This is a genomic window from Acidocella sp. MX-AZ03 (assembly GCF_027626035.1).
Lineage (GTDB): Bacteria > Pseudomonadota > Alphaproteobacteria > Acetobacterales > Acetobacteraceae > Acidocella > Acidocella facilis.
Window position 1 is genome coordinate 2,839,438 of record NZ_CP110774.1, and the last position, 13,444, is coordinate 2,852,881.

13 protein-coding genes and 1 pseudogene are annotated in these 13,444 nt (G+C 65.9%); 3 read left to right on the forward strand and 11 right to left on the reverse strand.

Annotated features, from left to right (window positions below; all coding sequences use genetic code 11):
- Window positions 1–159: 159 nt before the first annotated feature.
- The 9 genes and pseudogenes from GT370_RS15730 to uraD form a co-directional block, all read right to left on the reverse strand.
- Entirely contained in the window at window positions 160–351 is a 192-nt protein-coding gene (locus GT370_RS15730) for a hypothetical protein (RefSeq protein WP_008494803.1), read from the reverse strand.
- A gap of 17 nt (window positions 352–368) precedes the next feature.
- The gene (gene cydB, locus GT370_RS15735) at window positions 369–1,508 is read right to left on the reverse strand and encodes a cytochrome d ubiquinol oxidase subunit II (RefSeq protein WP_008494804.1); all 1,140 of its coding nucleotides are present in this window, start codon (window positions 1,506–1,508) and stop codon (window positions 369–371) included.
- A gap of 13 nt (window positions 1,509–1,521) precedes the next feature.
- Window positions 1,522–3,132, reverse strand: coding sequence for a cytochrome ubiquinol oxidase subunit I (locus tag GT370_RS15740; RefSeq protein WP_008494805.1), 1,611 nt, complete (start codon window positions 3,130–3,132; stop codon window positions 1,522–1,524).
- A gap of 390 nt (window positions 3,133–3,522) precedes the next feature.
- Window positions 3,523–4,860, reverse strand: coding sequence for a thiol reductant ABC exporter subunit CydC (gene cydC / locus GT370_RS15745; protein ID WP_270183354.1), 1,338 nt, complete (start codon window positions 4,858–4,860; stop codon window positions 3,523–3,525).
- A complete protein-coding gene (locus GT370_RS15750; RefSeq protein WP_270183355.1) occupies window positions 4,800–5,198 on the reverse strand; it encodes a hypothetical protein in 399 nt (132 codons plus the stop codon). The genes cydC and GT370_RS15750 overlap by 61 nt, the downstream gene beginning before the upstream one ends.
- Window positions 5,191–6,908, reverse strand: a pseudogene (gene cydD / locus GT370_RS15760) (thiol reductant ABC exporter subunit CydD). Before cydD ends, GT370_RS15750 begins: the two are co-directional and overlap by 8 nt.
- Window positions 6,905–7,900 (reverse strand): allantoinase PuuE, encoded by a 996-nt coding sequence (puuE, locus tag GT370_RS15765; protein WP_270183358.1) that lies wholly within the window; start codon window positions 7,898–7,900, stop codon window positions 6,905–6,907. The pseudogene cydD and the gene puuE overlap by 4 nt, the downstream one beginning before the upstream one ends.
- Window positions 7,872–8,180, reverse strand: a complete 309-nt coding sequence (locus GT370_RS15770) for a hydroxyisourate hydrolase (protein WP_008494810.1) — start codon at window positions 8,178–8,180, stop codon at window positions 7,872–7,874. The genes puuE and GT370_RS15770 overlap by 29 nt, the downstream gene beginning before the upstream one ends.
- On the reverse strand, window positions 8,177–8,686 hold the full coding sequence (uraD, locus tag GT370_RS15775) for a 2-oxo-4-hydroxy-4-carboxy-5-ureidoimidazoline decarboxylase (protein ID WP_008494811.1): 510 nt from the start codon (window positions 8,684–8,686) through the stop codon (window positions 8,177–8,179). The genes GT370_RS15770 and uraD overlap by 4 nt, the downstream gene beginning before the upstream one ends.
- A gap of 50 nt (window positions 8,687–8,736) precedes the next feature.
- On the opposite strand from uraD, the gene GT370_RS15780 reads away from it, so the two are divergent.
- The gene (locus tag GT370_RS15780) at window positions 8,737–9,954 is read left to right on the forward strand and encodes a M20/M25/M40 family metallo-hydrolase (protein WP_008494812.1); all 1,218 of its coding nucleotides are present in this window, start codon (window positions 8,737–8,739) and stop codon (window positions 9,952–9,954) included.
- Window positions 9,955–9,957: 3 nt separating this feature from the next.
- Here GT370_RS15780 and GT370_RS15785 read toward each other — a convergent pair whose 3' ends face one another.
- Both GT370_RS15785 and GT370_RS15790 read right to left on the reverse strand, forming a co-directional pair.
- Window positions 9,958–10,644, reverse strand: a complete 687-nt coding sequence (locus tag GT370_RS15785; RefSeq protein WP_008494813.1) for a DUF6766 family protein — start codon at window positions 10,642–10,644, stop codon at window positions 9,958–9,960.
- 59 nt (window positions 10,645–10,703) lie between these two features.
- On the reverse strand, window positions 10,704–11,927 hold the full coding sequence (locus tag GT370_RS15790; protein WP_008494814.1) for an allantoate amidohydrolase: 1,224 nt from the start codon (window positions 11,925–11,927) through the stop codon (window positions 10,704–10,706).
- Between the two features lie 91 nt (window positions 11,928–12,018).
- On the opposite strand from GT370_RS15790, the gene GT370_RS15795 reads away from it, so the two are divergent.
- Entirely contained in the window at window positions 12,019–12,276 is a 258-nt protein-coding gene (locus GT370_RS15795; protein ID WP_270183359.1) for a hypothetical protein, read from the forward strand.
- Window positions 12,273–13,430, forward strand: coding sequence for an NAD(P)-binding domain-containing protein (locus tag GT370_RS15800; RefSeq protein ID WP_270183360.1), 1,158 nt, complete (start codon window positions 12,273–12,275; stop codon window positions 13,428–13,430). The genes GT370_RS15795 and GT370_RS15800 overlap by 4 nt, the downstream gene beginning before the upstream one ends.
- Window positions 13,431–13,444 lie beyond the last annotated feature (14 nt).

Here is a 13,444-nt window from a genome sequence, read left to right on the forward strand (position 1 = left end):
AACAACCGCGCCGGCGGTGGAGAACGCCGGCGCGGCCTTAGCCCGGAAGCATCCCAAGGGGTTAGGGGAACTTCCTCCGGGTGTACAGATAGGCGATCCCCAGAAGCCCCAGATACAGGAAGGGGATAAAGACAATCAGGCTTTCCAGCTCGACCGGCATCAGATCTCTCCTTTCCCATTTTCGTGCTGGGCGTCGTACATGACGGCACCGCAGCCCGCGATCAGCACGATCATCACCGTGCCGACAATCCAGGCGAAATACCAGGGACCGTAATCCCCAGCCACCACGGCGAGCAGCAATGCCAGAGCAAGCACCACGCCGAGGCCCACGAAGGTGAATAATTTACCCATTTCGTTGCCCTTTCTACTTAATAGCTGTGCTCGTCATGCGCCACCGCGGAAGCCTTTACTTTTCCGCGCATCACGTAGAAGCACCAGGAGGTGTAGCAGATGATGATCGGCGTGAAGACCAGCGCGAAGAACAGCATCCAGCCGAGATTATATTCGCTGCCGGAGGCGTTCCACACGGTCAGGCTCTGGCTCGGGTTGGTGGTCGAGGGCATCAGGAAGGGGAACATGCTCGCCCCCGTCGTGAAGATCGCGCCGATCCAGCCGATTGCCCCCAGCCACCAGGCCAGCACCGGCTTGCCCGCCAGGTTCAACAGCGCCGCGCCGAACATGCCGACGAGACCCAGCGCCGGCAGCACCCAGAGCAGCGGGTAGGATGCGTAGTTATGCATCCAGGCGCCGACCACAGGCGCCACGCTGGGGCCGGTGAGCGGGGTGGCGGCGGCATTCGGGTCAACCGCGCTGGTATAGGCAAAGCCGGTGAGATGGCCGAGCCACAGCCCGCCGGCCAGGAACAGGATGCCGCCGACCAGCCCGCCGCCGATGGCCGCCTTGCGGGCGCGGCCATAGATCGGCTGCTCGCCGCGCAGCATCAGCATGGTGCCGCCCTGCTGGATGGACAAAGCCAGCGACATCACGCCGCACATCAGCGCGAACGGGTTGAGCAGATACCAGATGAAGCTCTCATCCTGATAATACTGCCCGTCCCAACCATAATGATAGCCAACACCCTGCATCACATTGCCGAAGGCCGCGCCGTAGACGATCATCGGCACCGCGCCGGAGATCAGGAACGCCCAGTCCCAGGTGCCGCGCCATTTGCCGGCATCCACCTTGGAGCGATACTCGAAGGCCACCGGGCGCATGATCATGCTGAACAGCAGCAGGATCATCACCACGTAGAACACCGAGAAGGAGGTGGCATACAAGGTGGGGAAGGCGGCGAAGATGGCGCCGCCGCCCAGGATGAACCAGACCTGGTTGCCATCCCAATGCGGGCCGATGATGTTGAGCGCCACCCGGCGCTCCGCATCATTGCGGCCGACAAAGCGCAGCAGGCTGCCGACACCCATATCCATGCCGACCATTACGGCCAGGCCGGAGAGCAGCACCCCCAGCAGCACCGCCCAGATCACTTTCAGAACAACATAGAGTTCCATGATAAACGCTCCTTTACTCGGCCGGGGTGGCGAACATCGGCGCCGGCGTAGCCTCGGGCGCGGCGGCATGGTGCGGCTGCGGACCCAGGCGGGCGAACTTGAACATCAGGTAAAGCTCGGCGGCGATGAAGGCGCTGTAGAGCAGCGCGAAGCCGATGAGCGAGAACACCATATAGCCGAGCCCATGGCTGGAGGCCGCCTGGAAGGTCGGCAGATAGCCATAGACCGACCAGGGCTGGCGCCCGGCCTCGGCGGTGATCCAGCCGAACTCGCAGGCCAGGATCGGCAGCGGGATCGACCAGACGCACAGCTTCAGCAGCAGCGGATGCCGCTCCAGCTGGTTCTTCAGGCTGTAGAAGGCCGCGAAGGCGAACAGCCCGACGAAGAAGAAGCCCAGCGCCATCATGATCCGGAAGGACCAGAAGGTGACGGGCACGTTGGGGATGGTGTCCTTCTCCGCCTGGGCGATGATGGCGCCCTGATTGGCCGGGGTGATCAGGTTCAGATCCTGGTTCGGCGCATAGCGCTGCGCCAGGAAGCCATAGCCCATGTCGCTCTCATTCGCCTTGAAGGTGGCGAGGGCGGCGGCGTCATGGTCCTTGCCATAGGCCTGCAGCGCGTTCAGCGCCACGATGCCTTTCTGAATCCGCGGGCCGGCCTGCTGTTCCAGCGAGATCAGGCCGGGGATGTTGGTGCTGAAGGAATGCGCGATCAGCGGGTCCAGCACATAAGGCACGCCGATTTCGGCATAGTTGGTCTGCTTCGCCTGGTCGGGCAGGGCAAACAGCAGCCAGGGCGCGGAGGCCGCCGAACCATTGGCGGCACTATCCTGCCACAGCCCCTCGATCGCGGCGATCTTGGTCGGCTGCACCAGATAATCCAGCCGGCCCAGCGCATCGCCCAGCGTCACCACCGCCAGCGAGGAGATGATGCCAAACAGGGCCGCCATGCGGAAGGAGCGCGCCGCCAGCTCACGATGCTGCTTGCGCAGAATGTAGAAGGCGGAAATGCCCATCACGAACAGCGCCCCGGTGACGAACCCGGCGATCGAGGTGTGCACGAATTTCGCCTGCGCATCCTCGCTGAACACCAGCTTCAGGAAGGAGTTGAACTCCATGCGCATCGTATCCGGGTTGAAGCTCGCCCCTTGCGGGTTCTGCATGAAGCCGTTGGCGACCAGGATCCACAGCGCCGAGAGGTTGGAGCCCAGCGCCGTCAGATAGGTGACGGCGAGATGCCCCGGGCGGGAGAGCCGGTCCCAGCCGAAGAACATCAAGCCGATGAAGGTGGATTCCATGAAGAAGGCCATCAGCCCCTCGATCGCCAGCGGGGTGCCGAACACGTCGCCGACGAAATGCGAGTACATCGACCAGTTGGTGCCGAACTCGAATTCCATCGTCAGGCCGGTGGCGACACCGATGGCGAAATTGATCGCAAAGAGCTTGCCCCAGAACTGGGTCATGTCCTTGTAGATCTGTTTGCCGGTGATGACGTAGACCGTCTCCATCGCGGCGAGCAGGAAGGTCATGCCGAGAGTCAACGGCACGAACAGGAAGTGGTAGAGCGCCGTCAACGCGAATTGCAAACGCGATAGATCGACGACACTCGGATCGATTAACGGCATGACCGCCCTCTCCAGTTGTGGAAAAACTTTAACCAAGCGGACCGGGTATAGGCGGTGCCGGCAAAACGCGGCTTGATCTCTGTCAAATTCCGGGTGGAGAGCGGGCAGGGCCGGAGGATTGCGGTGAATTGCTGACCTTCGCTGCGGGCATGGCGCGCGGTTTTCAGGCGTTCCGCGCCGTTGGGCTCTTGGAGATTGGCCTTTCGGCTTCAACGCGTTGAAGGATCAGCATTGTTTCGATCATTTCAGGGTTTCGTCTTTTGCCTGGGGCATCAAGGGGTAAACGGCGCCTGCGGCGCCGCGCGGCAAAGCCGCGCGCCCTTGACCCCCCAGTCAAACGACGAAGACGCTAGGGATCGAGATAATGGCTGGGTGAATGTTGATCGGGGCCTAACGCTGGCGCAGCGCCTTGCCGTCCCGCAGCTCATACACCTCATCCATCAGCGCCAGCCCGGCCGGGCGGTGGGTGATGTAGAGCACGCTGCGCCCGGCCAGCAGCGGGGCCAGATCGGCCAGGAAGGCGCGCTCGGTCTCCACATCCAGCTCCTCGGTCGGCTCGTCCAGGATCAGCAACGGCGCCGGCTTGAGCACGGCGCGGGCCAGCGCGATGCGCCTTGCCTGCCCACCGGACAGGCTGGCCCCGCCTTCGCCCACCAGATGATCCAGCCCCTGCGCCAGCCCGCGCACGAAATCCGCCAGCTGCGCCACCTCCAGCGCGTGCCAGAGTGCCGCCTCATCCGCCGCACCATTGGCCAGCAGCAGATTATCCCGGATGCTGGTATGAAACAGATGGCTGCGCTGGGAGATGATGGTGGCATGGCGCGCCATCTGCGCGCTGGAAAATGCCCGCAGATCCACCCCGCCAAACCGCGCCGTCCCCGCCTGATATTCATGAAAGCGCAGCAGCAGATTGATCAGCGTGGATTTGCCTGACCCGGAGACGCCGACAATCCCGACATGCCGCCCCTGCGGCAGGCTCAGGCTGAACCCATCCAGCACCTTGCGGCCGCCATCATAAGCCAGATCGACCCCCGCCAGCTCCAGATCGTAGCGCTGCAACGCCGGGGCGGCGGTGGCGGGCGGGCTGATCGGCGGCATCTGGTCCGCCAGCGCGAAAATGCGCCGTGCGGCGGTTTTGATCTGGCCGAGATAATTCAGCGCCCCGGGAAGCGGGGCGGTGGCCTCGAAGGCGGCCATGGCGCCGAGCAGCAGCATCGGCACCTGGGCGGCGCCAAGCCCGCCCGCCTCAAAGCGGCGCGCGCCGAACACCAGCACCGCCAGCAGCGTCGCATTCGCCGCCAGCCCGGAGAGGGATGCCCCCAACGCGGCGACACCACCCAGCCGCGCCTGGGCGGCCGCCAGCTCTTCATTCAGCGCCGCCGCGCGGGCCTGCATCGCGGGCGCCGCGCCGCTCACCAGCAGCTCCCCCATGCCTTGCAGCGCCTCGACATATTCGGCCCGCAAACCCGCATTCAGCCGGGTGATCGCCGCCCCCGGCCCGGCGCCAAGCCGCGCCGTCAGCACCGGGGCGAGGGCGCCGTTCAAGCCCAGCCCGAGGATCAGCGCCAGCGCCGCCGGCACCGAGAAAAACGCGAAGAACGAAGCCATCAGCAGCGCGGCCGCCAGAGCGGTCAGCACCGGCACGAACACCCGCAGATAGAACAAATTCAGCGTGTCGATATCGGAGACGATGCGCCCCAGCAGATCCGCGCTGCGCTGGCCCTGCAAGGCGGCGGGGCCAGCGGCTCCAGCCGCGTGTAGAACCAGACCCGCAGATCCGCCAGCAGCCGGAAAGTGGCCTCATGCGTCACCAGCCGCTCGGCATAGCGCGAGGCCACCCGCAGCGTCGCGAAAAACCGCACCATCGCCGAGGGGGTGAAGAAATTAAAGGCGTTCTGCGCCGCAAAACCGGCCAGGCCGGCGATGGCGGTGGCGGCGAGGAACCAGCCGGAGAGGGCGAGCAACCCGAAATTCGCCAGCAAGGTGAGGGTGGCCAGCCCAAGACCCGCCAGCATCCAGCCCTTGCGCGGCGCGGTCAGGCGGATCAGGCGCCAGATGTCAGACATAGGCCGCCTCCCGGGTCCGCAGCATGTCCCGATAGGGGCCGGGGATTGCAGCCAGGCTCGCATGGGTGCCGGCCTGCACCAGCCGGCCCTCCTGCAGCACCAGAATTTGATCCGCCCGTTCGGCCAGGGTCAGCCGGTGCGCGATGATGATGGCGGTCACACCCGCCCCCTGCTCCATCGAGTCCAGGATCGCCGCCTCGGTCCCCGCATCCAGGCTGGCGGTGGCCTCGTCCAAAATCAGCAGCTTCGCCTGCCGGGCATAGGCGCGGGCCAGGGCCAGGCGCTGGGTCTCGCCGCCGGAGATATTGGCGCCGCCCTCGTCGATCGCCGCGCCGAACTGGCCGGGCAGGCTCTGAATGAAATTATAGGCATGGGCGCGCGCGGCGGCGTTGCGCAGCCCCGCGAAATCCCGCGCGGGCAGGCCCAGCGCCAGATTATCCTCGACACTGCCTTTGAACAGGCGCGGGCTTTGCGGCACCCAGGCCAGGGCCCGCCACCAGCTCTCCGGGTCGATCTCGGCCAGATCCTGCCCATTCACCAGAATTCGCCCGGCGCTGGGGTGAGAAACCCGAGCAGCAGGCGCGAGAGCGTGGTCTTGCCGGTGCCGCTGGCACCGACAATCACTGTTGTGCTGCCGGCGGGAAAACGGGCGGTGACATCCTGCAGCACAACACGCCCGTCATAGGCGAAGCTCAGCTTTTCGCAGGCCATCTCATATTCCTCAGCCGGCGCCAGCGCGGCGCTGCCGCGCGCGGGCACGGGCGCGTCCAGAAGGCCGAAAATCTGCCGCGCGGCGGCAATCGCGCTCATCCTGGCATGGTAATGCACCGAAAGCCCGCGCAGCGGCACGAAATATTCCGGGGCCAGCAGCAGCACCAGAAAGGCCGGGTAGAAATCGAAATGCCCGTGGATCAGCCGCGCCCCGAACAAAACCGCCACCAGCGCGATCGCCAGCGAGGCGAAAAACTCCAGCACCGCGCTGGTGAGAAAGGCGATGCGTAAGCCATCCATGGTGGTGCGGCGATAATCGTCCGAAATCCGGGCGATGATGGCGATCTCGTCGCGCGCCCGGCCAAACAGCTTCAGCGTGGTGAGCCCCTGCAGCACATCCAGGAAATGCGTACCCAGCGCCAGCAGCTTCAGCCATTGGCGCTGATTGATCGCCTCCGCCCGGTAGCCGACAAACACCATGAAGAGCGGGATCAACGGCCCCGCGACCAGCAGCACCAGCCCGCTGATCCAGTCCAGCGAGAACACGAAGGCGAGGATGGCCAGCGGCACCGCGACGCAGAGATACATCTGCGGCAGATAGCGGGCGAAATAGGGCTCCAGCGCCTCCACCCCGTCCAGCAGCACGGTGGCGTGCTCGGCGCTGGCCGCCCCCTCGGCCGGGCCGCGCGCGAATAGCCGCTCCAGCAAGGCGGCGCGCAGCCCGGTTTTGATGGTCAGGCAGGCGCGGCTGGCCAGGCGCTCGGCGCCATAGGTGAGCAGTGCGCGCAGCCCGAACAGCAGGGCCAGCAGCAAAAGCGGCGTCTCCAGCCGGCTCAGCGGCTGATGCAGGAAGGAGATGGCGGTGACCAGCTTGGCCAGCAGCACGGATTGGCCGATCACCACCCAGGCGGAGAGCAGCCCCAGCCCGATGCTGCCATAGAGCGCGCCCCGGGCGCGCTTGCCTTCGCGCATCAGGCGCGGATCCATGCGGTCACTCATGCCGGCGAGCTAACCCGGCGCGGGGATACCGCCAAGATATATATCAAATCCTCACGCTTCCGGCGGCGGCACCTGGCGCTGCCATTCCCGGCAATCTCGATCCTGCGCGCCACCCAGACATCCGGCAGGGAGGCGACATAATCCAGAATCTGCCGCAGCGCGCCGATGCGCCCCGGCCGGCCGATGATGCGGCAATGCAGCCCGATGGAGAGCATTTTCGGGCTGGTTTCGCCTTCCAGCCGCAGCGCGTCGATGGCGTCCTTGATGTAGGTGACGAAATGCGCGCCGGTATTGAAGCCCTGCACCGCGGCGAAGCGCATATCGTTGGTGTCCAGCGTGTAGGGCAGGATCAGCTGCGGCTTGCCCCATGTGGTGTCGTAATACGGCACATCATCCGCGTAAGAATCCGCGTCATACACAAAACCGCCTTCCTCGACCACCAGCCGCGCGGTGTTGGGGCTGGTGCGGCCGGTGTACCAGCCGAGCGGGCGATGGCCGGTAAGCGCGGTGATGATCTCGATGGCGCGCTGCATATGGTCGCGCTCGATCTCTTCCGGCACATATTGGTAATTGATCCAGCGATAGCCGTGGCTGGCGATCTCCCAGCCGGATTTCAGCATCGCCTCCACCGCCTCCGGGTTGCGCTGCATCGCCATCGCCACGCCATACACGGTGAGCGGCAGCCCGTGCGCCTCGAACAGCTTGCGGATGCGCCAGAACCCGGCCCGTGCCCCGTAATCATAGAGGCTTTCCATGGAATGATGGCGCATTCCCGGCACCGGGGCGGCGCCGACAATCTCGGAGAGGAAGGTCTCCGCCCCTTCATCGCCGTGCAGCACGGAGTTTTCCGCGCCCTCCTCGTAATTCAGCACGAAGCTGAGTGCGAGTTTGGCCCCGCCCGGCCAGGTGACGCGCGGCGGGTGGCCGGCATAGCCGGGAAGGTCACGCGGGTAGGCGGGGCTGTTAGCCGCCGCGATAGGTGGAATAGCCATAGGCGCTCAATATCAAAGGGACATGGTAATGGCGCGCGGGCTCATGCACCAGAATGCGCACCGGGATGATGTCGTAAAACTCGGCCGCCCTGCGATAGAAGGCGGCGTGGAAACGCAGCTCATAGGCGCCGGCGACGAGGGTTTCGGCCAGGCAGGCGCGCCCGCCTTCATCCAGCGTCACCGCGGTCACCGCCCCGCCCGGCGCGTGCAGCTCCACCTGCATCCCCGCCGCGCCGCAGCCCTGGACGACATCCAGCACATGGGTGGTGAGGCCCTTCATGGCGTGATGTCCTGTAGCCGCAACCAGGTGATATGGCCGATTTCGCGCAAGGCGGTTTCCTTTTCCGTGACAGGGTCATGTTCAAGCCGCTTGGCGAAGGCTTCCAGAATGGCCGCCTTGCCGGGCTGCAGCCGCACGCAGATGATGAAGGGAAAGCCGAATTTTCCCCGGTAGGCGGCGTTCAGCGCGGTGAAGCGGGCGAATTCCTCGGCGCTCAGCGCCCGCAACCCTGCCCCTTGCTGCTCGGCCTGGGAGGCGGCGGTGAGGTCCGCCTGGCCTGCGCCAAGCTCGGGATGGGCGCGGATCAGCGCCAGCTGCTCGGCCTCCGATGCGTCCGCCACCACCGCCACCAAGGCGGCGTGCAGGCTGGCCTTGTCCGGAAAGGGAGAGGTTGTGAAGGCCCGTTCCACCACCCAGGGGGAATGCTCGAACAGGCCGAGATACGGGCCGGACTCAGCGATCATGTCGACCTCCGGGGATTTCGCGACACGCTTGGCGAAAATCACTCACCCCCGCATAGTGGCGCTGATAGCCCAAGGGCGCAACCGGGACTGAGATGATGAAGAGCCTGACCGATCTGATCGATATGCATGATGCCAGCCGGGAGGAGTTTCTCGCCGAACTGGTCCGCCACCCGTCCGACAACCCGTCCGGGGACTGCGCCCCGCACGCGGCGATGACAGCGGCGCTGCTGGAGCGGTTAGGGTTCCACGTGGAACGTCATGTGGTCCCAGAGGCGCTGGTGCGGGCGCATGGCATGGTCAGCTGCACCAATCTCATCGTCCGCCACGGCTTCGGCCCCGGCCCGACCATCGCGCTCAACGCGCATGGTGACGTGGTGCCGCCCGGCGAGGGCTGGAGCGCGGACCCGTACGGTGCGGAGATCCGCGACGGCTGGATGTATGGGCGCGGCGCCGCCGTCTCCAAATCCGACATCGCCTCCTACGCTTTCGCGCTGAAGGCGCTGAAGGAGAGCAAGCTGGCGCTGAAGGGTACGATCGAGCTGCATATTACCTATGATGAAGAGACGGGCGGGGAGATCGGCCCGGGCTGGCTGCTGGCGGAGGGGATTTCCAAGCCGGATGCGGCGATCGCCGCTGGGTTTTCCTACAATGTCGTCACCGCGCATAATGGCTGCCTGCATCTGGAGGTGACGGTGCTGGGCCGCTCCGCCCATGCGGCGAAGCCGGAAACCGGGATCGACGCGCTGCAGGCGGCAACCTGCGTGCTCAACGCGCTCTATGTCGAGCGGGCGCGCCTGCGCGGCCAGCCCTCCGCCATTCCCGGCATCGGCGCGCCGGGGCTCACCGTGGGGCTGATCTCCGGCGGTATCAACACCAATGTGGTGCCGGACAAGATCACGCTGCGCCTGGACCGGCGGATCACCCCGGACGAAGACCCGGCGGCGGTGGAGGCGGGCTTGCGCGCGCTGATCGAGCGCGCGGTGACGGAGGTTGCAGGGGCGCGGGTGGAGATCCGCCAGGTGCTGCTGGCGCTCCCGCTCACCCCGCTGCCGGGGAGCGAGCGCTTGGCAGAGGCGTTGAGCCGCCGCGCCACGGAGATTTACGGCGAGCAAATCGGCACCACCGGCGTGCCGCTTTACACCGATGCCCGCCATTACGCCGCCGCCGGCGTGCCGATCGTGCTCTACGGTGCCGGGCCGCGCAGCATCGAGGAAGCCAACGCGCATCGTGCGGATGAGCGGCTGCCCCTGGCGGACCTGCACCGCGCGACCAAGGTGGTGGCGCTGGCGCTGGCGGATTTGTTGGGGTGAGGCCTATTCATTGGTCTCGCCGGTCTCTCCATCCTGCGCCTCCACCTTCTTGGATTCCGGCGAGTTCTCCTGGCGCAGGAAGATGCTGAGCACGACATAGAGGCCGATGGCGCCGAACTCGGCCTCCCAGCACTGGAACACCGAGAACCAGAAATCCGCGCTGCCGGCATAGGCCAGGGTGGAGAGGGTTGGCAGATGCTGCAGCGTTTGCTGCTCGTTATAACGCCAGCTGCCGAACAGCAGATGCAGCCCGAAGGCGATGACGAACATGAAAATGAACGCCAGGGACAGCGAATTGGCATAGAGCGTGTCGGCCAGATTATCCTGCCGGCGCAGCTTCCAATAGACCGTGCGCTGGCTCAGGCCGGCAGGCTTGCGCGAATGCGCGGCACCTTTCTGCCGCAGCACCGCGCTGAAGGCGATCAGCACCGCCAGCTGCAGGATCGCCGCCTGCCAGTTGCTGAAGGCGCCATCCAGAAAATTGCCAGTGCGCAGATAGGTCCCGAGTGAAATCGCCGGAAAATGCGCTTCTTTCAGGCTGCCATTATAATCGACCCAGCCGGTGAGCCCCTGCGGGATCAGGCAGAGGATGAACAGGGTGAAGAAGGCAATGGAGAGCCCGTCATCGCGCCAGAGCTTGCGAAGGCGGTTGCCGAGACTCTCGTTCAACGGGGTGGTCAGGCTGGACATGCGCATCCTCTGAGCGGGTCTTGCAGATATATGTCCGCCAAGGCCGCAAGGAAGATGGTTCAGCGCGCGGCGAGGCGCTCCAGGAAACCCAGCATCACCCGCGCCGCCGCGTCCACATCCTCGGGCGTGACATGTTCGGCCGGGTTGTGGCTGACCCCGTCCCGGCAGCGGATGAACAGCATGGCCACGGGGCAGAGGGCGGCCATGCTCATCGCGTCATGCCCGGCGCCGGAGGCGAGGGCGAAGGGGCGCCCGCCTTGCGCGGCGATGCTCTCCGCCAGCAGGCGCTGGGCCGTCTCGTCGCACAGGCAGGGGGCGAGCTGCTGGACAGTTTTCACCTCCTGACCGATGCCGCGCCGGGCGCAGAGTGCCGCAAGCCCGTCGCGGAATTCCTGTTCCGCCGCATCGCGCGGGCCCGCCAGCGGGGCGCGCAGATCGACCGAGAAGCTGACCAAGCCGGGGATGACATTGCCCACCCCAGGGGCCACGCTGAGCGCGCCGACGGTGCCGACGATGCCCTCCCGTGTCGCGATACGCTCGACCAGCAGCACCGCCTCGGCGGCGGCGGCCAGCGCGTCCCGGCGCAGCCCCATCGGGGTGGTGCCGGCATGGTTGGCCATGCCAATGAGGGTCACGGCCAGGCGCGTCTGCGCGGCGATGCCGGTGACGATGCCCAGCGGCAGATTTTCCGCCTGCAACACCGGGCCTTGTTCGATATGCGCTTCCAGATAGAGCCGCACATCGCCGCGCGGCGGGGGCTGGCGCAGGGCTTCCGGGTCCAGCCCGAAGCCGCGCATCGCCTCGCCCATCGAGATGCCGTCTTCATCCTGCAGCGTCGTGGGGTCCCCCGTCAGCGTGCCGGCGCGGTAGCGGCTGCCGGTCATCGAGGCGTGGAAGCGCGAGCCTTCCTCATCGCCAAAGGCCAGGATTTCGATGGCGAAGGGCAGGCGCTTGCCTTGCCGGGCCAGGTCCTCGACCACGCCCAGCCCCAGCATCACCCCCAGCGCCCCATCATAGGCGCCGGCATCGCGCACACTGTCGATATGCGAGCCGATCAGCACGGTGGCCGCGCCGGTGCCCTCATACCGGCCGATCAGCGTGCCCGCCGCGTCCAGCCGCGTGCTCATCCCGGCCGCCTGCATCCAGCCGGTCAGCGTCTCCAGCGCGGCTTTGTGGGCCGGGGTGAGGAAGCGGCGGGTGAGGGCGCCTGCCGCCTCGCTGTAAGGCGGTTGCTTGAACAGGTCGCAACGGGAGACGGCGATGGCGCCAAGGCTCTGGGTCATGCCCAAAAACTAGCCGCAGATAGCGATTGCCCGCAATAAGATGGCTCGCTAGCATTTACCCGGCGCAGGCAGCGTGAAGGAGTGCCCAAGGATGGACCAGATCTCTCCCCCGAAGAGCGAGGCGCTGACGGAGCTGGCGGCGCGGGTCCGGCATGATCTGGCCTGTCTGGATTACCCGGCCAGGCCCTGGGTGCGCCCGCATCGCCACCCGGAGGGGCATGTGTATGACGTGCTGATCGTCGGCGGCGGGCAGAGCGGGCTGGCGGCGGCTTTCGGGCTGGTGCGCGAGAAGGTGGAGAATATCCTGGTGCTGGACGAAAACCCGGAGGGCCAGGAAGGCCCTGGGTGACCTATGCCCGGATGGTGACGCTGCGCACGCCCAAACATCTGATCTCGGTGGATCTCGGCGTGCCCTCGCTCACCTTCCGCGCCTGGTGGGAGGCGCAATATGGCGCCGAAGGCTGGGAGGCGCTGGGCAAGATCCCGCGCGCGGCCTGGATGCGCTATCTGATCTGGTATCGCCGGATTCTGGGGATTCCGGTGCGTAATGAGGCGAAGGTGACGCTGATCGAGCCGGTGCAACGCGGGCTGTTTCGCGTGCATGCCGGCGGTTCGGCGCTGCTGGCGCGCAAGGTGGTGCTGGCCACCGGCATTCAGGGCGGCGGTGAGTGGCACACGCCGGATTTCATCAAGACGCTGCCGAAATCCCGCTACGCCCATACCTCGGAGGCGGTGGATTATGCCGCGATGCAGGGCAAGCGCATCGGCATTCTCGGCGGCGGCGCCTCGGCCTTTGACAATGCGCAGTTCGCGCTGGGGGAAGGGGTGGGGCGCGTGCAGGTCTTCATCCGCAAGCCGGCGCTGCCCAAGATCAACCCGATCCGCTTCATGGAAAATGCCGGTTTCCTCGGGCATTTTTCGGATCTGAGCGATGCCCAGCGTTATGACGGCATCGACCATTTCCTCTCCTTCAACCAGCCGCCGACCAATGACACGTTCAACCGCGCCTGCGCCTATGAAGGCTTTTCCTTCCATCCCGGCGAGCCCTGGCTTTCAGTGCGGGAGACACCGGATGGGGTGGAGGTGACGACGCCGAAGGCCACCTACCTGTTCGACTTCCTGGTGCTCTCCACCGGGCTGTTGACCGATGCGCGGCTGCGCCCGGAGCTGGCGGCGCTGGCCGGGGATATCGCCTGCTGGCGGGATAAATACCAGGCCCCGAAGCCGAACCCCTTGATCGACGATCATCCTTACCTTGCCAGGGATTTTGCCTTCACCGCGAAGACGCCGGACGGCGCTGACCGGCTGCACGGGCTGTTCAATTTCAACTATGCGGCGCTGGCGAGCCTGGGGCTCTCCGCCTCGGCGCTCTCAGGCATGAAATTCGCCGCGCCAAAGCTGGTTTATGGCGTGGTCTCGCAGCTTTTCACCGATGATGCGCCGGAGATCCTCGCGGATTACAAGGCCTATGCGGAGGAGGAGTTCAGCGGGGTCTGGCCGTGAAGATTGGGGGAGTT